Origin of the sequence: Maritalea myrionectae DSM 19524, from assembly GCF_000423365.1 — a bacterium.
GTDB classification, from domain to species: Bacteria; Pseudomonadota; Alphaproteobacteria; order Rhizobiales; family Devosiaceae; genus Maritalea; species Maritalea myrionectae.
The window spans coordinates 868,753-886,444 of record NZ_AUHV01000002.1; the positions used below are offsets into that span (position 1 = coordinate 868,753).

Below are 17,692 nucleotides of genomic sequence, written 5' to 3' on the forward strand. Positions count from 1 at the left end.
CACGCAAGACCCGCCATCGTTTTGGAGCACCCCACCCCGGCCCTCCCCATCAAGGGGAGGGAGAAGAGGGCGCATCGCCTTAGGTGCTCGCCCCATCAAATCAGCAGGGCCTATTTCCCTCCCCCGCCGTGGGGAGGGATTAAGGGTGGGGCGCAGCCTTTGCGTTGGGCACCGAAACCATCTGTGGCCGTCCCGGACTTGATCCGGGACCCCGCAACAAATACGGGGTGGTGCCGTCGCGGTTTCGCCTACTTTAAAACACAGCGCTATTGCGCTGGCCGTCTAAAACTCAATCCCCACTTGCGCCTTCACGCCAGAGCGGAACGGGTGTTTCACCTGCGTCATATCGGTCACTAGATCAGCGGCCTCGACCAGCTCATCCTTGGCGTTGCGGCCGGTGATGATCACGTGTTTCATCTCAGGCTTCTTATCGAGCACCTCGAGCACTTCCTCGATCGGCAGATAATCGTAGCGCAGCACGATGTTCAGCTCGTCGCAAAGCACCATATCGTGCTCATCATCCAGAATGAAGTTTTTCGCCTGTTCCCAGGCGGCGCGGGCGGCGTCTATATCGCGTTGACGGTCTTGAGTTTCCCAGGTGAAGCCTTCGCCCATGGTGGCGAGGGACACTTGATCGGGGAATTTGTCGAGCACGTTGCGTTCGCCCGTGCCCCATTTGCCTTTTACAAATTGCACCACAGCCACTTTCATGCCGTTGCCCAGGGCGCGGAACACCATGCCGAAGGCGGCTGTGGATTTGCCTTTGCCCTTGCCAGTATGGACGATGGTGAGGCCTTTCTCGATGGTTTTGGTGGCGATGATTTTGTCGCGCGCCGCCTTTTTCTTTTTCATTTTTTCCGCGTGGCGGGCGTTCAATTCATCTTCTGTCATATTGTCAGTTTTTTTGCTCATCCGTTCCCTCCATCGAGAAATGCATAGATCGAATTGCGTTTTGGCGACCAAAAACCGCGCCGCACCGCCTCGTTAAATTTATCAATCAACTCATCATAGCCATATTTGTTGTTGGCCTGAATAAAATCGCGCACCTCATCATTGAGCACAAAGGCTTCAAAAGCCAGATCAAAATGGTGCGACTTGACCGCACCTGTGGTGGCGGCAAAGGCGAACATATAATCGGTGGTGGCGATGATTTCGAACGCACCCTTATAGCCATGGCGCATGACGCCATTGATCCATTTCGGGTTCACCACGCGGGAGCGCATCACCTTGGCGATTTCTTCCTCCAGCGTTTTGGCCACTGGGCGCTCCGGGCGCGAATGATCATTGTGATAATTGGCCGGGGCGACCCCCTGCAAATGTTTGGCAGTGGCGCTTAGGCCGCCTTCAAACTGGTAATAATCATCACTGTCCAGCAGATCATGCTCGCGATTGTCCTGATTGTGCACCACCGCATCAATATTTTTCAGGCGGTTGATCAGTGCGCCGCGGGCCACGGTGCCATTGGCTTTGGTGCCGTAGGCATATTGCCCCCAATTGAGAAAGGTTTCAGCAATGTCGCCCAGCTCGTTCCAGCGGCCCGAATCCATAATGCCTTGCAGCCCGGCGCCATAGCTGCCGGGTTTGGAGCCAAAGATGCGATAGCCTGCCTCCATGGCGGCGGCGTCTTCATCACGACCCTTCTGCATCAGCTGCAGTGCATCGCTGCGCATGCGGGCGGCGATCGGGTTCATGTCTTCCGGTTCATCCAGCGCCCCAATGGCGCGGATGGCACGGTCAAACAGTTCGATCTGCGCCGGGAAGGCATCGCGGAAAAAGCCTGAAATGCGCAGGGTCACATCCACGCGCGGTCGGTTCATTTTCGCCAGCGGGATGATCTCATAACCGCTGACGCGGGTGGAGCCGAAATCCCATTTCGGCTTGGCCCCGATCAACGCCAGGGCTTGGGCGATATCGTCGCCGCCGGTGCGCATATTGGCGGTGCCCCACACCGACAGGACGATGGATTTGAGATAAAGTCCATGATCCTGAAAATGGCGGGTGACCAGATTTTCGGCCGACTTTACGCCCAGCTCCCATGCGGTCTGTGTGGGCACCGCGCGGTTATCGAGCGAATAGAAATTACGACCTGTGGGCAGCACATCCAACCGCCCGCGCGTTGGTGCGCCGGACGGGCCTGGGGCCACAAATTTGCCGTCTAACCCGCGCAGCAGATTGGCTTTTTCCAACGCGCCGGACTGATCGAGCTTCGGCGCGATGTCGCTTTGGATCGCGTCGAGAATGGCGCGGGTCGCGGTCCAGTCCGCGTCGGGCTCAATCTCGCCAGCGACAAGGGCAAAGGCGAGTTGTTCCAGCCGTTCCACCGTGTGGCCCGTATGTCGCCAATTCTCGTCCAGTTGGGACTGCAAGATTTCGGGACGCGGGCCTGTCCATTCTTTGCCCAGCTCGGCCGACAACGGATCGAAGCCAAGGCCCAAATCATCGGCCAGCGCACGGATGATGGAATGGTCCTGATCGCGTTCGCTGCCGCGCGGCACGCGGGTGAGCGCCACCAGCAGATCGTGCTTCAGCCGCCCCTCTGGTGCTTGGCCAAGTATATGCAATCCATCACGAATTTGCGCTTCTTTCAGTTCACACAAAAAGGTGTCGATGGTTTGCAAGGCGTCATCGTCTTGCGCGTCACCCAGCCCCATATCGGCGGCCAAGCTGGTGTCGGCGCATAGGTCGAAAATGCGCTGCTTCAAGTCTTTGATGCGGCGTTGGTCCATGCCGGAGGCGTTGTAAAATTCGTCCGCCAGCGCTTCGAGATCTTTGAGCGGGCCATAGGTCTCAGCGCGGGTGAGCGGCGGGGTCAGATGGTCGATAATTACCGCCCCGGTGCGGCGTTTGGCCTGTGTGCCCTCGCCCGGATCGTTGACGATGAAGGGGTAAAAATGCGGCAGTTGCGCCCACAGCACGTGCGGGTAGCACGCGTCAGAAAGCGCGACGGCTTTGCCCGGCAGCCATTCCAAATTGCCATGCTTGCCATTATGGATCAGTGCGTCGGCGGCAAATTGGTGCTTCAGCCAGAAGTAGCCGGCGAGATAGCCATGGGGCGGCACCAGATCGGGATCGTGATAGATCGCTTCTTCATCCAAATCATAACCACGGGCGGGTTGGATCAAGATGGCCGCATGGCCAAATTGGATGGCGGGCAGCTCAAAATGATCATCGCGGAAGAAGGGATCAGTTTCTGGAGTTCCCCACCGTTCTTCAATAGAATTTTTTAGAGTTTCAGGCAGAATTTCATAGAGTTTTCTATAATTTTCTAGAGTTATCTGCGCCTGACTGATGCCGCGTTTTGGGGCGGCATTGGTGGGGCCGTTTTGCAGCATTTCAATCAGCGCATTGCCGCTTTCGGGCAATTGATCAAGCGCGTACCCCGCCTCTTGCAAAAACTGCAAAATATTGAGCGTTGAGGCCGGGGCGTCATAGCCGACGCCATTGGCCAAGCGGCCATCGCGGATTGGATAGTTGGCCAACACGATGCCGACCTTGCGCTCGGCAACTTGCTTTTGCCGCAAGGTGACCCAGTTTTTCGCCAGCTTGGCGGCGGCGTCAATGCCCGGGACATGGGGTTCGTTGACGGATAGTGGGCACTCGCTGGCATCGTGCCAGATGTTTTGCGCCTTGTGGGCAATCAGAATATTGCCTGCACGACCATCCAGTTCCGGCAGCACAATTTGCATCGCCAAATCTTTGGCGTTGAGGCCCTGAATATCGTCCTGCCACACTTCCTCAGCACGGCCCGCCTGCACCAATTGCAGGATCGGCGCGTCGGTATGGGCGAAGGGATTATCTTCATCGCTGAGATCATTGACGCCCAGGGCGAAGCCGGTGGCATTGAGGATTACTTGTGGGTCGAACCGCGCGAACAGTTTTTGGGCAAACTGCACGGGTTCCGCCTGTTTCAAGCTGGTCACCAGCAGGATCAGCGGGGTCAGCCCCTCTTTGTGCGCTGCCCTTGCCATGCGTTCGATGGGGCGCAGATTGCCGCCATCCATCAGGGCGCGATAGGCGATGATGGGGGCATATTTTGCGGCGGGGTCGACGGTGATTTCATCTATATTGCTCACCAATTGCCGCTCGTGCCAGATGGCGGCATTGGGGGCGGGTTGTGGTGCGGGCAACTCTGCTGCTTCGCCTTTGGCGCGGTGACGCAGAAAAGTGAGCAAGCTGCTTAGATTTTGCGCCCCGCCTGCGATAAAGGCTTGATGCAATTGGTCGTAAATCTCGCCATCAATGGTCGAGCGGCTTTTCAAATCCGGGTCCGGATTGGCATCGCCGGGCAGAAGTGCCAGTTCGATGCCGCGATCGGCGCAAATGGCGGTGAGTTGATCGACGCCATAGGTCCAATAGGCCCTGCCACCGAGCACGCGCACCACGATCAATTTGGCATGTTGTGCTGTGTCGTCGAGCCAGAGGTCGATGGAATAATTGTGACTCAAGCGCATGGTGTTGGCGAGGCGCACATCATCAGCGCCTTGGGCATCAACCGCGCCTGCGAAGGCAGCCAGTTCGCTATCGGCTGCCGACAGGATGAGCAGCGGCGCAGGCGATTGGCCTAAGTCAATCGCCTCCCCCTCTTGCTGGATGGCCCCAGCTTGGGCTGATAATAAATGCATCAGGAAAAGGCTTTTTCGAGCCGTTCTGAGATTGCGGCCTTATCCAATGGCGATTGTCCAATCACCACCAGCGAGGTTTGTTTTTCCTCGTCGCTGGTCCAAGGCCGATCAAAATAAGTGTCGACGCGCGGACCGACGGCCTGCACGGAAAGCCGCGCTGGTGCATCTTTAATGGCCGCGAAGCCTTTGAGGCGCAGAATGTCGAAATCCTTGATCACATTACTGATCGCATTCCCCAGTTGCACCTTGTCTGCCGCAGCGGGCAGGCGAATGGAGAAGCTGTCAAAATCATCATGTTCGTGATGGTGGTGTCCATCTTCATGATGATGTTCATGGTGGGACTTACGCCCATCCATATCCAGTTCGCTGCCCGCTTCAATGCCGAGCAAGGCGGCCATATCAATTTCGCCTTTGTGGGTGCGTACCAGCTTTACACCGTCGCGCAATTCCTTGCGGATGGCGGCTTCGACTTTTTCCAAATCGTCGGGCGACACAAGGTCGGATTTGTTGAGCAATACGAGATCGGCACAGATCAATTGATCTTCGAACAATTCGCCCAATGGGGTTTCATGGTCGAGCATTTCGTCTTGCTGGCGCTGGGCATCTACCGCCGCCTCGTTTGAGGCGAAACGGCCCGCCGCAAGGGCTGACGCGTCAGCGACGGTGACCACGCCATCGACGGTGACGTCGGCTTTGATCTCAGGCCAGTTAAAGGCGCGCACAAGCGGTTGCGGCAGCGCCAAGCCGGAGGTTTCAATCACGATGTGATCTGGGCGATTGTCGCTTTGCAGCAGGGCGGTGATGGTGGGAATAAAATCTTCGGCCACGGTGCAGCAAATGCAGCCATTGGCCAGCTCGACCATATCAGTTTCGCTGCACGCTTCGTCGCCACAGCCTTGCAGCACGTCGCGGTCCACGCCGACATCGCCAAATTCATTGATGATCAAGGCGATGCGCTTGCCTTTAGCATTGTTCAACACATGGCGCACAAGGGTTGTTTTGCCCGCGCCAAGAAAACCGGTGATCACCGTTGCTGGAATCTTTTTCATTTTTGCTCCTTGAGGCATTTGCCTCACCGTCCACCCGACGGCATTCGAGTTATGTTGGCGTCGGCAGGTCTCCTGGCTCGCGATTCGAGCGATCTCAACCAGCCTTCCCGAAATTTCAGTGGCACATTGGTTGCGATCTCATCGCTTACAGTTGCGGGGGCAGCCTTGGATTCGTTCCCCGAATTGGGTCGAACTCACCATGTTCCCTTTTCACTTATAAGGTGCTTTTGCACCCATAAGACCGTCGCATGAACCTTATGAATTGCACGTGCAGCAAGGGGCGTCAATCATTCAATTGGTCAGTGGCTTTTAATTGACCGCACATCATTTGCCGCTTGCCCGCATGACCCTTTTTGCGGGTTACGTCAAAACCTGCCGCCTGCAAATTGCGGCGCACCCAGCCCGCTGCCGTGTAGGTGGCGAATGTGCCTTTTGGGTGGGTATGCGCTGCGAGTGCTTGCATCAATTCTTCGCCCCACATGGCCGGATTTTTGGCGGGGGCAAACCCGTCCAAATACCAGGCGTCCGCCATGCCCTGCCATTTGGGCAAGGTTTGGGTGACATCGCCAATTTGTAGCTGGAGTACAATTCCCGGTTCAATCTCCACCGCGTTGCCAATAGCGACTTGATCCCAATGGTGCAGCATCAGGTCGCGCAGTTCCGTCAGCATCGGCCATGGTTCGAGTGCGCGCTCAATCTGCGCTGCGGTCATGGGATAAAGCTCGAAGGAGGTGAAGTGAAGCACTTGGCCATCGCCTCGCACGTCGCGCCATTGCCACCATGTTTCGAGAAAGTTTAAACCGGTGCCGAAGCCGAGCTCGCCGATGGAAAATTGATCCGTCTGCGTCCAACGCTCGGGAATAGTGTTGGACTGGATAAAAACATAATCACATTCCAACCGCCCGTCGGCATGGGAATAGAAATGATCGCCAAATTCGGGTGAAAACGGCATGTCATTTTCATGCCATTCAAGATGGGGAGGTTTGGTCATTTTAACAATCCTGCACCGTAGGTTGTGCGGACGCTTAGCATAAAATTCTGGTGACGTCGCGGTGCGTTTCAGTTGGCCTGTTTCACCTCACCTCAAATCCCTCCCCTTGAAGGGGAAGGACTTTTGCGAAGGTTAGTTGAACATTGCGTTGGGCAACATGAGTGCGATTTCTGGGAAAATCACAATCAGCGCCAAGGTAACGATCATGGCCAACCAGAACGGCATGATGCCCGCAAAGATGGTTTCGATCTTCACATCTTGCACCACGCTTTTCACAATGAAAACATTGACGCCAACTGGGGGTGAGATAAGCCCCATTTCCAAAACGATCACCATCACCACGCCAAGCCAGATTGGATCAAATCCGAGACCCACGACCAGCGGGAACACGATCGGCAGGGTGATCACCAAAAGCGACAAGCCTTCAATAAACATGCCCAAAATCACATAGCCCAGCAAGATGAGCGCCAAGGTACCGTATGTGCCCAAGGCCAAGCCTGCCATGCCCGTAGCGATGGTTGCCGGCAGGTGTGACAGGGAAACGAAGGGCGCAAACACATTGGCGCCGATCAAGATGAAGAAGGCCATGCCTGTGGTTTTGAGCGTTTCGGCGCTGACATCATAAAGTGTTGCCCACGTGCATTTGCGGCGGATGATCAGCATGAACAAAGCGAAGAAAGCGCCTACGCCTGCCGCTTCGACCGGGGTGAACAACCCGGTATAAATGCCACCGATGGTGATCAACACAATGCCAGCAATGCCTGTGGCACGAAACAGGCTGGTCAGTTTTTCCTTTGCTGTGAATTTAGGCCCGCGTGGTCCTTCCTCTGGCCAGAAAAAGGTGACCACGGCAATGGCCAGCAAAAACATGGTGGTGAGCAAAATGCCGGGCAAAACGCCCGCCATAAACAGGCGACCGATGGATTCTTCGGTGAGCACCGCATAGATCACAAAACCAGTCGAGGGCGGAATAAGGATGCCCAATGTGCCACCCGCAGCGATGGACCCGGTGGCCAATTTGGCACCATAGTTGAAACGCCGCATTTCGGGATAGGCGACTTTGCCCATTGTGATTGCCGAGGCGATGGACGAGCCAGACAAGGCGGCGAAGCCGGCACAGCCAACAATCGTGGCCCCCGCAAGTCCGCCTTTAAATCGACCAATCATTTTGTGGGCCGCTTCGAACAAATCACGACTCAGACCCGCTGCCGACGCCAAATTGCCCATGAGAATGAACAATGGAATTATGGTCAGTTCATAGACGGTGACGGTGGCAAAAACCTGCCCGCTGAGCGTGAAGGCGGCGGCTTGGAAGCCCGACAGAAAGATGGTGCCGACAAAGCCCACCACAAGCAATGCGATCGCCACCGGCGCGCCCATTGCTAAAAAGGCGAATAGGGCGACAAAGCCCAAAATACCATATATTTCGGGGCTCATCGCAAGACCCTTTCGACCAGCAACAGAACGGCGCTTAAGCCGCTGCCCGCGGCAATCGCGTAATAGGAAGGACCAAAGGGCAATTGCAGCAACAAGGTGCTTTCGCCAAAGGTAGCCGCTTCCAGCGCATTGGAAAAGGCACGCCATGTCAGGTAGCTCAGAATAACAACACCCATGATCGTGACGACCCAATCCAGCAGGTTTTGCACCGCGTTGGGCAGCATATTGGTGATGGTATCAATGGCGATTAGCCGCCCCGAAAGCACACAGAGTGGCAGGCATATGGCGACGGCAAAGGACAACAATATTTGCGCGTAATCATTGGCCCCAAAGATGGGCATATTAAAGAGCGACCGCAGCAGGGCATCAGCAAAGGAAAGCCCCATCAGCATGAACACAAGGGCGGCGCCACAGATCACCAATGGCGCCTCCACCCAGCGGCGCCAGGCAGCATTTTGTTGCTGCGCTGGCGCCCCAAATTTTTCGTTTTCCATGGCTTAGTTGCCAGCCAATGCGTCAACAATCATTTGACCGTCAACACCCTTTTCCTGACCAACTTTTTCGATAAATGCGTCCAGCGTCGGCTTCATCGTTTCCCGGAACTCGGCATCTGCTTCACCATCAATCTGGATCAGTTCAACACCACTTTCGCGTGCCAGTTCCAGCCCGGCTTGGCCCGCCTCATAAAAGGCCTGTGCACCGCGGAGGCTCAAATAGCGCCCTGCAAGTTCGTCCAGTTTCGTTTTATGCTCATCGCTTAGTTTGTCCCAGCTTGATTGGTTCATCAGCAGGTAAAAGCTATCCAACGCAGATGGGATATTGGTTGTGACATATTTGGCGGTTTCATTGAGCTTGTAGGATCGAATGCCTGATGGCCCGATCATAACCGCGTCAATCACACCGGTGTTCATGGCGTTATAGGTGTCTGTGGTGGGCATAGACACTGGAATGCCGCCCCAGGCTTTGACCAATTCGGCCATCACCGGGTTCGGCGTGCGGATTTTCATGCCTTGCATATCAGCAACCGTGCGCACTGGCTTTTCGCGGGTGATCAATACTGAGGGGTTGTTGGCCCATAGGCCGAGCAACTTCACCTGCGCATATTCATCCTTGATCAGGTCCAAATTGTCCCACAATGCATGGGTTGCGGCTGTGCCATCCGGAAACAGACCCGGAATGTGTACCATCGCCGTTTTACTGAATTGTTTTGGTGTGTATTCAGGAATGCCAAACACAATATCGGCCACACCAGTGACCACTCGTTTATATTGCTGTACGGGGCCTTTGCCCAGCTCACCCGATGGGTAAATGCGGATTGTCAGTTCGCCATCTGTTGCCGCTTCCAACTGCTTGGCCAATGGCGTCATCACCCCTTGGTCCATTGGGTGCATCGACGGCATAAAGTGCGCCAGCTTCAACTCCTCCGCTTGAACTGACACAGCGCCCAACATCAGCCCAACACTGGCCAAACCGACCGAAATGGCCTGTCTAAAATTCGTGAATTCAATTCGCATGATCTCTCCCCCTCATTTGAATCTCGTTTAGTACTTAACATAGATAGTTATCCATGTTAACTACATAAAAGAATATGATGTGGGGCAAGTCAACTGGTTTGTTATGGAGGCGATCATTGGCTGAGGAATTTACACTTCATAATCGCGTCGGGTTCAAAGTCACCCGGTTGGCGCGGATTATGGAAGCAAAGTTGGAGAAGCAACTCTCCGAGCACGGCGTGACGCGCCTCATGTGGTGCGTGTTGCGCGGCGTGGGCATGGAGGGGGTGCATTCACCTTCTGGGCTTGCCGATTATATCTGCATCGCGCGGCCAGCTGTTTCACGTCTCCTTCGCGACATGGAAAAGCGCGGCTTTATCGAACGCAACGGCATTGATGACGATAAACGATATCGGGACATCGCACTAACACCATTAGGCGAGGAAAAGATGAAAGCGTGCCACGTGTTGGTGCGCGAACTGAACGAGCACTTTGCAAGCAAATTGGACGCGGAAACTTACGCGATCATGATGAACGCTATCGACCAAATGACCGAAGGTGAAGACGTAAAATTGATGCGACTTTGAGGCTTTGTTTAGGGGGGGGATGATCGAACGTGCCAGATAGGGAAGCTGTGATTGACTTGCGCTCCGATACGGTGACCAAGCCGTGTGCGGGCATGTTGGCCGCGATGGCTGAAGCACGCGTGGGCGATGATCAATATGGCGAGGATATTGAAACCAACTTGTTGCAAGACGAGGTGGCGCAGCTTTTGGGCAAGGAGCGCGCGCTATGGCTGCCGTCGGGCACCATGGCCAACCAAGTCGCCATGAAAACAACAACCCAACCCGGCGATGATGTCATCGTCGCTAAGCAAAGCCATGCGGTGTGGCATGAGACAGGCGGCAGCGCAGCCAATGCGGGCGTGCAATTCTCCGAAATCGGTGAACAGGGTTGGTTCATTGTGGACGCATTTGACGCCGCCATCAAACCGAAAAACCACCACATCTTTCCGCCCACCACCATGGTGCAGGTGGAGCAAACCCACAATCGGTGTGGCGGCACGCTTTTTCCGCCAGAAGTGGCGCAAGAGATTTGCCAATTGGCCAAAGAACGCAACATTTTCAGTTATATGGATGGCGCACGGCTTTGGAATGCGGCGGTTGCAAGCGGCCAAACGGTTGCAGATTTAGCAGCGCCATTTGATGCCGTAATGGTGTCTTTTTCCAAAGGGCTGGGCGCGCCCGGCGGCTCTATGCTGGTCGGCGATAATGACTTTATTGAACGCGCCGTGCGCTTTCGGCGCATGTTTGGCGGCGCGATGCGCCAAACAGGGTACTACGCCGCAACGGCACGATTTGCCTTGTCCCACAACATGGCGCGATTGACAGATGATCACGCCAACGCCAAAGCGCTTGCCGCACGTTTGGCGGAGTGCCCACACCTCACACTGAACCCCGACAGCGTGCAAACCAACATTGTGGTGTTCGAATTGACAACGGAGGCGATACGCGCGGGCGAGTTGGTTCGTGCAGCAAAAGCGCATGGTGTTTTGATCAATGCCCTCGGCCGCAACACGGTGCGGCTTGTCACCCACAAAGATGTATCCCGCGCAGATTGTGAACATGCTGCCGATCAAATCATCAAAATCCTTTCCCACCAGCCGATTCCAAACGCGGCATAGAGGACGATTGAGTTGAAGTATTTTTCGAATAAAAAACGCCCGTTTCACCTTGGCTCATTTCCGCTGGAGCGGCTTAAGCGCGTCGACCAAGCTGCCCATTTGGACAGGCTACCCAAATTTGAGCAAATGCGGTTTCGCTATGATGCAATGCCGGAAAACATCATCAATGCGATGGCGGAAAGCCAGGCGATGCTCGACGCAATCCGCGATGGGTTGGTCAACAAGGCCAAAGCAGAAGTACCCAATGATCTGACCGAACGGCAAAACCATTTAAAGGCATTTGGCTATTTCTCTGATGTGGCCATGGCCGGGACATGTGCGTTCACTCCCGAGATGTCGCTCGACGTGCCGTTTCGCAATCCTGACATTGAACGTCTGGCGCAAAAATTGCGGACGGACCAAACCAAATCACTCGCGTCTGGCGTCGATATGATCATGGCGGATTTGCGCGATGCGATGAACGCGCCGCCGCGTGAAATGACCCATCATCGGCACGCTCTTGTGTTTCTGGTAGAGCATCCGCGCAAGATTTGGCCGGACGAGCCCGGTGCTGAGTGGCTGAATGGGGCGCAGGCGCACCGTTCTGCCCTGCGCGCCAATGAGGCCGCTGTGGTATTGGCGCAATATATCAGGCTGCTGGGTTATGATGCCCGTGCCCACTCCCACTCTACCAGTGATGTGGATTTGAACCGACTGGCTGTGGAAGCCGGGTTAGCAAACGTCGAAAATTGCTGTCTGATCAATCCGTATTTGGGACCGCATTTTTCCATCGCGGCGGTGACCACCGATTTCGAGTTTGCTCATGATCGTCCATTGGCACCGCTTACAGAACAGCCGAAATCTCAGATGAAAGGTTGGGCGTGGCAGCTGGGCTATGGCACCGGCAAAAGCGCGAAGAATGCTGATCCTTATGCGCGCCGACGTTTTATGGATGGTGCCCATCCATTTGAAACCTTGAAGCGGGTGGATGAGCCGACCACTTTTATCGATGAAGACCGCGTGCCGCGCGTGCCGAAGCGTACGGATATGTTCGCCCGCTCGCTTTTTGGCGATATGGGCAAACGCAATCAAGAGGCGTCGCGCGGGGGCAAATATGTGCGCAAATCTGCGCCTTCCATGGCGCAGCGGCGGGCTTTGGGCGCGTTCGTGCTGTTGCAAGATGGTGAAGCGTCGGAAACACCATCTCGCACAACATCAGATGCGCAGCGAAATGCAGATAATGTAAAAGCCATGTCGCATTTTTTGGGTGTCGACGCCGTGGGCATTTCGCGTTGTCCTGACTGGACATGGTATTCTCACGACGCGGTGGGCGACCCGATTGATCCGCCGCATGATCAAGCCATTTCCATGGTGATCGACCAAGGATATGACACAATGGAAGGGGCCTCTGGCGACGATTGGATTGCCGTATCGCAATCTATGCGCGCCTATTTGCGCTTTTCGATCTTGGGCAGCATTGTGGCCAAACAAATCCGTTCGCTTGGCTACGGCGCCCGTGCCCATACGGTGATGGATGGTGAAGTATTGCAACCACCATTGATGCTTCTGTCTGGCCTTGGGGAAGTGAGCCGCATTGGCGAAGTGATCCTCAACCCGTTTTTGGGGCCAAGGCTCAAATCTGGCGTGGTGACCACCACCATGCCCCTGACCCACGATAAGCCCATCTCCTTTGGATTGCAGCAATTTTGCGAAAGCTGCAACAAGTGCGCCCGCGAATGTCCCTCCGGGGCGATTACTGCCGGGCCGAAGCTGATGTTTAATGGCTATGAGATTTGGAAATCAGATAGCCAGAAATGCACCACCTATCGCATCACCAATGAGGGCGGCGCCATGTGTGGTCGCTGCATGAAAACCTGCCCGTGGAATTTGGAAGGTGTTTTTGCTGAAGCGCCCTTCCTCTGGGCCGCAATGAACATCCCCAAAGCCGCGCCTGCCTTAGCTAAACTGGATGACGCATTGGGCAATGGCGAGCGCAATTTGGTGAAAAAATGGTGGTGGGACATTGAGCTGCATGAGGATGGTGGCTATCGCCCCACCCCACACAAGGTGAATGAGCGCGATCTGCAAAAGGATTTGGATCTGAAGTTTGAAGACCAAACCTTGGCGGTTTATCCGGCCAATCTGGCGCCGCATCCTTGGCCATTTCCCTTCCCCATGGATCGGGAAAAGGGCATTGAAGCCTATCAGGCAATGATCACGGCGGAGCAATATAAGGTAAAGCTGGCGCGGGGCGAGACGGAAGGATTGGCGCACGAATATCGCATTGAGGGCGACGCGCCGGTGATCCGCGTACAGATCACCAAGGCCGAAGCCATGACCGATAGCGTCACCAAATATGAATTTAAAACGCTTGATGGCAGTCCCCTGCCCGAATGGACAGCGGGGGCGCATCTGGACATTGTGGTGGCGCCAGAATTTTTGCGGCAATATTCCATGTCCGGCGATCCAGCAGACAATTCGAAATATCAAATTGGCGTGTTGCGCGAAGATGAAGGGCGCGGCGGTTCGCAATTGCTGCACCGCATTTTCACTGAAGGGCGGAAGATTTTTATTTCCAAGCCGATCAATCATTTCCCCTTAGAGGAGCAGGCCAGCAAGAGCTTTTTGATGGGCGGCGGCATTGGGGTGACCCCGATGATCGCCATGGCCCACCGTTTGCATGCGATTGGCGCTGATTTTGAGTTGCATTATTGCTGCTCGTCTCGCAAAAATGCCGGTTTCTTGGACGATCTAGCGCAGTTTGAATGGGCGGATCGGGTGCATTATCACTTTAGTGATGAGGGCACGCGTGCCGACCTTGATGCGGTTTTGCGCGACTATCAGCCGGGGCAGCATGTTTATTGCTGCGGCCCCGACCGCTTTATGGCCGGGGTGATGGAAAGCGCCGAACGGCACGGTTTTGCCGAAGACGAGCGGCATCTTGAATATTTCAACGTGCCCGAGCTGCCCGAATATGAAAACCACCCCTTCACCTTGAAACTGGCCAAGTCAGGCCAAGAATTCCTGGTGCCAGCGGATAAATCCGCCACCGACGTGTTGCAGGAAAACGGCATTCAGATTGATGTGAAATGCTCGGACGGGATTTGCGGCGTGTGCAAATGCGGTATCGTTTCTGGCGAGGTGGAGCATCGGGATTTCGTGTTGTCGAAAAAGCAAAAGGAAGACAGCATTATCCTTTGCCAATCGCGCGCGGCAGATCCTGATGGTGTGTTGGAAGTGAATTTATAGTCCCGCGCCTTGCGCAATAAAAAGGCACCCGGCGCGGGGCCGGATGCCTTTCACATCTTCAATTTGCAAATCGACTATGCGCTGGCGAAAAGACGTTTTTCAAACAGGTCGCTATCTTTGAGATGGTGCGCATTTTTGGCGATGGCCAATGCGCCCAAATCAACCAGTGGCTCGACAATCACCACCAGCATGTAGGCTGCGCCAAAGCTGAGCACTTGCGCCACATTTTCAGCGCCGAAACCCTGACCGTAAAAAGCCCAGAACATGACCCAAGCAACGATGCCACCCTGATACGTGGTGGAGAGCTTGAGCGCCTGTGTGTAGCTGACATCTTTATAGGCGGTTTTTGCGGGAATGATGCGTTGCGCCAAGGCTGACATGGCGAACAGCGGCACCAAAAGCGTTGTGACATTGATGCCATATTGCGGCAGATCAAATGGGGCAAACAGGAGGCCCTGCAACATCAACCCGGCCAACAGGCCAATGGCGGCAGGAGCTGCACCAAACAATAAAAGCAAAGTGGAGCCCATGATCAAATGGACCTCTGAAACGCCTACCGGGTGATGGGGCAGCACTTGGAAATAGGCAAAAACCATCGCCGTGGTGATGATTGACCGCACGGCCAAGGCGGCGACGCCATCCGCTTTGATCGTGTCCAAAGCGATTTTGGCGCCATAGCCGATGGCGGCGGTGGCGGTTGCATAGCTCAGCACCATTTTGGCGCCATCTACAATTCCGGGTTCAATATGCATTTTGTTCCTCGAACATATTTCACAGGCGCAACGTTTCCCCGTGCGCGTGCGAAGGCTAAAGACTGGCTTTCTCATTGGAAAACCGCTTATGCGTTCAGGCCGGTCTCCGGACTTGCAAGCATGGTTTTCACCATCGGAGTTCAGCCACCTTCCCATCATCATGACAGTGGTTTTTGGCCGGTCCTTAACTTGCCTACCGTTGCGGGGGCAGTGCCGGAATTGATCCCCGAATTGGGTCGATCGCACCAGCTTCCCGTTTCACCCAGAGAATCGTTAAACAGCAGATTTCTGGGCACCTGATCGCCGAAGTAAGCTAGTTAGGCCAAAACAACCTTGTCAATTCCATTTTTTTCTGGTCAATCCCATAGCCATGGAAAGATTTGACCTGATCATTATCGGTGGCGGCATTGTGGGCCTTTGGAGTGCCTATTTTGCAGCCCAACGCGGGCTCAAAACTGTGCTCGTGGAAGAGCATGGCATTGCCGCTGGCGCGAGCGGCGGTGTGTTGGGTGCATTGATGCCGCACAGCCCGGATCGATGGAATGCGAAGAAACAATTCCAGTTTGAAGCCCTGAACCAGTTGCCCGGCCTGCTGCAAGAAATTGAAGCGCGTACGGGGCAAAATGTCGGCTATCGTCGCGTGGGTCGCATTGCGCCTATTTTGAAAGAACATCATGTGGACGACGTGGCGCGACGGGCTGAAGGCGCAAATGAGTTTTGGCAGACCGAACAGAGTGCCTTTGCCATGCAGCATATGGACGCCGGGCCTGCCGCCAACTGGCCCGCTGTTGAGGCGATGCCATTTGGGGTCGCCGCTGATAATTTCAGCGCTCGGCTTTCGCCGCGCAAACTGATTATGGCGCTGGCCGGTTCGCTACATGGCAGCATTGATATGCGCTTTGCCACCCGCGCCGCATTTCTGGGCGAAAAGCAGGTGACCTTGGGCGACGGCAGCATTTTGCATGCTGACAAGGTTTTGGTGTCTGCTGGTTTGGCCAGCTTTGACATGTTGCGGCCCTATGCACCCAGCATCTCCGGGCGCGGCGTGAAGGGACAAGCCGCCGTGTTGGGCACGGATTTAGATCCGAACTTGCCGATCATTTATTCGGACGGTGTTTATTTGATTGTGCATGATGATGGGACCACAGCTATCGGCTCCACCAGCGAGAAAGAATTTACCGAAGGGCGCGAAACCGATCACTTGTTGGACGATGTGGTCGAAAAAGCGCGCGCGCTTTGCCCATTGGTCACGGACGCACCCGTGATTGAGCGTTGGGCCGGTGTGCGCCCACAAGCGCAGGGGCGCGACCCATTGTTAGGCGTAATACCTCAACATGATTGGCTTTACGTGGCCACTGGCGGGTTCAAAATTAGCTTCGGCATTGCGCATTTGATGGCACAATCTGTTTTAGGCGCCTTATGTGGCGATGAAACCGCCCCTTCCATCCCAAAAGAATTCACTCCAGGCAATAGATTGCTTCGATGACAATTGCGGCTGAAATTTTATTTGTGATAGGATCGCACTTGGCAAATCTTAGGACGTATAAATGACCAATTCTGACGGACTCTCCCATCGCTTGAGAGAGTCGCAACAATCTGTAAATGATGGCAAACCCCGTGACGCGCTATTTGTCGGTTCCGTGGAGAAAGCATTCCGGGTGCTTGAAGCATTTCGCGGCCATAGCTCGCTTAGCCTATCTGAGGTGGCGATCACCACAGGTTTAGGAAAAAGTGCCGCCCAGCGGTTTTGCCACACACTGGTGGAATTGGGTTATTTAAAACGCGATCCGCGCAGCCGCCAGCTTAAGCCAGCTTTGCGGCTGCTGGAGCTGGGCTTCAGCTATTCCATTTCTGAGCCAATCATTTCTACCGCGGCGCCATTTTTGCTGCGGGCGCGGGAAAAGTCGAACAAGGCTGTGAACCTGGCGCTACCGCGGGGCACCGACGTTGTTTATGTGATGCGGCAAACCTATGAAGACAGCCCCTATGGCAACCCGCCGGTCGGTGGGCGCGTGCCCATGTTTTGTACGGCGAGCGGTCGCGCTTATCTTTCGGCTTTGCCAAGGGAAGAGTGTGATGCCATTTTGGCGCAATCGCCTTTGCATCCCTTCACTCCACACACCTTGACGGACCTTGATCAACTCAACGAAGCATTGGAGATTGCGCGCAAACGTGGCTTTGCCAGCGCAGATCAAGAATGCATTGTGGGTGAGCGCACCATTGGCGCACCGATCTATGATCGGTTCGGACGGGTCATCGCCTCCATGAATATTTGCGTTTATGGTAATGACTGGACCATGGCCAAAGTGGACAAGACCTATGGTGATTTGCTGTTGCGCACAGCACAGCAGATTTCAGAAGCGGTATCGAACAACCCCAATTTTAGTTAAGCCGACTAGCGATCAGCCATGAAAAAGGGCCAGCCCGAAGGCCGAC

General features: G+C 55.1%; 13 protein-coding genes and 2 riboswitches. Of the genes, 5 read left to right on the forward strand and 8 right to left on the reverse strand.

The window, feature by feature from the left end; all coding sequences use genetic code 11:
• Nucleotides 1–282: 282 nt before the first annotated feature.
• The 7 genes from cobO to G549_RS19040 all read right to left on the reverse strand — a co-directional run bounded on the left by cobO (nucleotide 283) and on the right by G549_RS19040 (nucleotide 9,613).
• Entirely contained in the window at nucleotides 283–912 is a 630-nt protein-coding gene (gene cobO, locus G549_RS0104550; protein WP_036220984.1) for a cob(I)yrinic acid a,c-diamide adenosyltransferase, read from the reverse strand.
• Nucleotides 909–4,622, reverse strand: a complete 3,714-nt coding sequence (cobN, locus tag G549_RS0104555) for a cobaltochelatase subunit CobN (RefSeq protein WP_027834029.1) — start codon at nucleotides 4,620–4,622, stop codon at nucleotides 909–911. The genes cobO and cobN overlap by 4 nt, the downstream gene beginning before the upstream one ends.
• Nucleotides 4,622–5,671, reverse strand: a complete 1,050-nt coding sequence (gene cobW, locus G549_RS0104560; RefSeq protein WP_027834030.1) for a cobalamin biosynthesis protein CobW — start codon at nucleotides 5,669–5,671, stop codon at nucleotides 4,622–4,624. The genes cobN and cobW overlap by 1 nt, the downstream gene beginning before the upstream one ends.
• 45 nt (nucleotides 5,672–5,716) lie before the next feature.
• Nucleotides 5,717–5,932, reverse strand: a riboswitch (cobalamin riboswitch).
• 22 nt (nucleotides 5,933–5,954) lie between these two features.
• Nucleotides 5,955–6,662 (reverse strand): tRNA (5-methylaminomethyl-2-thiouridine)(34)-methyltransferase MnmC2, encoded by a 708-nt coding sequence (gene mnmC2 / locus G549_RS0104565; protein ID WP_036220987.1) that lies wholly within the window; start codon nucleotides 6,660–6,662, stop codon nucleotides 5,955–5,957.
• 132 nt (nucleotides 6,663–6,794) lie between these two features.
• Nucleotides 6,795–8,099: a TRAP transporter large permease gene (locus G549_RS0104570; RefSeq protein WP_027834032.1), complete on the reverse strand. Its 1,305-nt coding sequence runs from the start codon at nucleotides 8,097–8,099 to the stop codon at nucleotides 6,795–6,797.
• A complete protein-coding gene (locus G549_RS0104575; RefSeq protein WP_027834033.1) occupies nucleotides 8,096–8,593 on the reverse strand; it encodes a TRAP transporter small permease in 498 nt (165 codons plus the stop codon). Before G549_RS0104575 ends, G549_RS0104570 begins: the two co-directional genes overlap by 4 nt.
• A 3-nt stretch (nucleotides 8,594–8,596) precedes the next feature.
• On the reverse strand, nucleotides 8,597–9,613 hold the full coding sequence (locus G549_RS19040; protein ID WP_051213355.1) for a TRAP transporter substrate-binding protein: 1,017 nt from the start codon (nucleotides 9,611–9,613) through the stop codon (nucleotides 8,597–8,599).
• Between the two features lie 116 nt (nucleotides 9,614–9,729).
• On the opposite strand from G549_RS19040, the gene G549_RS19045 reads away from it, so the two are divergent.
• Genes G549_RS19045 through G549_RS0104595 form a run of 3 tightly spaced genes read left to right on the forward strand, consistent with a single transcriptional unit; the run spans nucleotide 9,730 to nucleotide 14,504 of the window.
• Entirely contained in the window at nucleotides 9,730–10,179 is a 450-nt protein-coding gene (locus tag G549_RS19045) for a MarR family winged helix-turn-helix transcriptional regulator (RefSeq protein ID WP_051213357.1), read from the forward strand.
• A gap of 29 nt (nucleotides 10,180–10,208) precedes the next feature.
• Nucleotides 10,209–11,276: a threonine aldolase family protein gene (locus G549_RS0104590; protein ID WP_027834034.1), complete on the forward strand. Its 1,068-nt coding sequence runs from the start codon at nucleotides 10,209–10,211 to the stop codon at nucleotides 11,274–11,276.
• 12 nt (nucleotides 11,277–11,288) lie between these two features.
• Nucleotides 11,289–14,504: a 2Fe-2S iron-sulfur cluster-binding protein gene (locus G549_RS0104595; RefSeq protein ID WP_210162393.1), complete on the forward strand. Its 3,216-nt coding sequence runs from the start codon at nucleotides 11,289–11,291 to the stop codon at nucleotides 14,502–14,504.
• 74 nt (nucleotides 14,505–14,578) lie between these two features.
• Here G549_RS0104595 and G549_RS0104600 read toward each other — a convergent pair whose 3' ends face one another.
• A complete protein-coding gene (locus G549_RS0104600; protein ID WP_027834036.1) occupies nucleotides 14,579–15,256 on the reverse strand; it encodes an energy-coupling factor ABC transporter permease in 678 nt (225 codons plus the stop codon).
• 80 nt (nucleotides 15,257–15,336) lie between these two features.
• Nucleotides 15,337–15,571, reverse strand: a riboswitch (cobalamin riboswitch).
• A 55-nt stretch (nucleotides 15,572–15,626) separates the two neighbouring features.
• Here G549_RS0104600 and G549_RS0104605 point away from each other — a divergent pair.
• Both G549_RS0104605 and G549_RS0104610 read left to right on the forward strand, forming a co-directional pair.
• Entirely contained in the window at nucleotides 15,627–16,742 is a 1,116-nt protein-coding gene (locus tag G549_RS0104605) for an NAD(P)/FAD-dependent oxidoreductase (RefSeq protein WP_036220992.1), read from the forward strand.
• 61 nt (nucleotides 16,743–16,803) lie between these two features.
• Nucleotides 16,804–17,646, forward strand: coding sequence for an IclR family transcriptional regulator (locus G549_RS0104610; protein WP_051213359.1), 843 nt, complete (start codon nucleotides 16,804–16,806; stop codon nucleotides 17,644–17,646).
• The last annotated feature ends 46 nt before the right edge of the window (nucleotides 17,647–17,692 follow it).

Excerpts from the sequence above, each read along its gene's own strand:
- cobO (WP_036220984.1), bottom strand. The coding sequence starts at position 912 with ATGAGCAAAAAAACTGACAATATGACAGAAGATGAATTGAACGCCCGC.
- cobN (WP_027834029.1), bottom strand. The coding sequence starts at position 4,622 with ATGCATTTATTATCAGCCCAAGCTGGGGCCATCCAGCAAGAGGGGGAG.
- cobW (WP_027834030.1), bottom strand. The coding sequence starts at position 5,671 with ATGAAAAAGATTCCAGCAACGGTGATCACCGGTTTTCTTGGCGCGGGC.
- mnmC2 (WP_036220987.1), bottom strand. The coding sequence starts at position 6,662 with ATGACCAAACCTCCCCATCTTGAATGGCATGAAAATGACATGCCGTTT.
- G549_RS0104570 (WP_027834032.1), bottom strand. The coding sequence starts at position 8,099 with ATGAGCCCCGAAATATATGGTATTTTGGGCTTTGTCGCCCTATTCGCC.
- G549_RS0104575 (WP_027834033.1), bottom strand. The coding sequence starts at position 8,593 with ATGGAAAACGAAAAATTTGGGGCGCCAGCGCAGCAACAAAATGCTGCC.
- G549_RS19040 (WP_051213355.1), bottom strand. The coding sequence starts at position 9,613 with ATGCGAATTGAATTCACGAATTTTAGACAGGCCATTTCGGTCGGTTTG.
- G549_RS0104600 (WP_027834036.1), bottom strand. The coding sequence starts at position 15,256 with ATGCATATTGAACCCGGAATTGTAGATGGCGCCAAAATGGTGCTGAGC.
- G549_RS0104605 (WP_036220992.1), top strand. The coding sequence starts at position 15,627 with ATGGAAAGATTTGACCTGATCATTATCGGTGGCGGCATTGTGGGCCTT.
- G549_RS0104610 (WP_051213359.1), top strand. The coding sequence starts at position 16,804 with ATGACCAATTCTGACGGACTCTCCCATCGCTTGAGAGAGTCGCAACAA.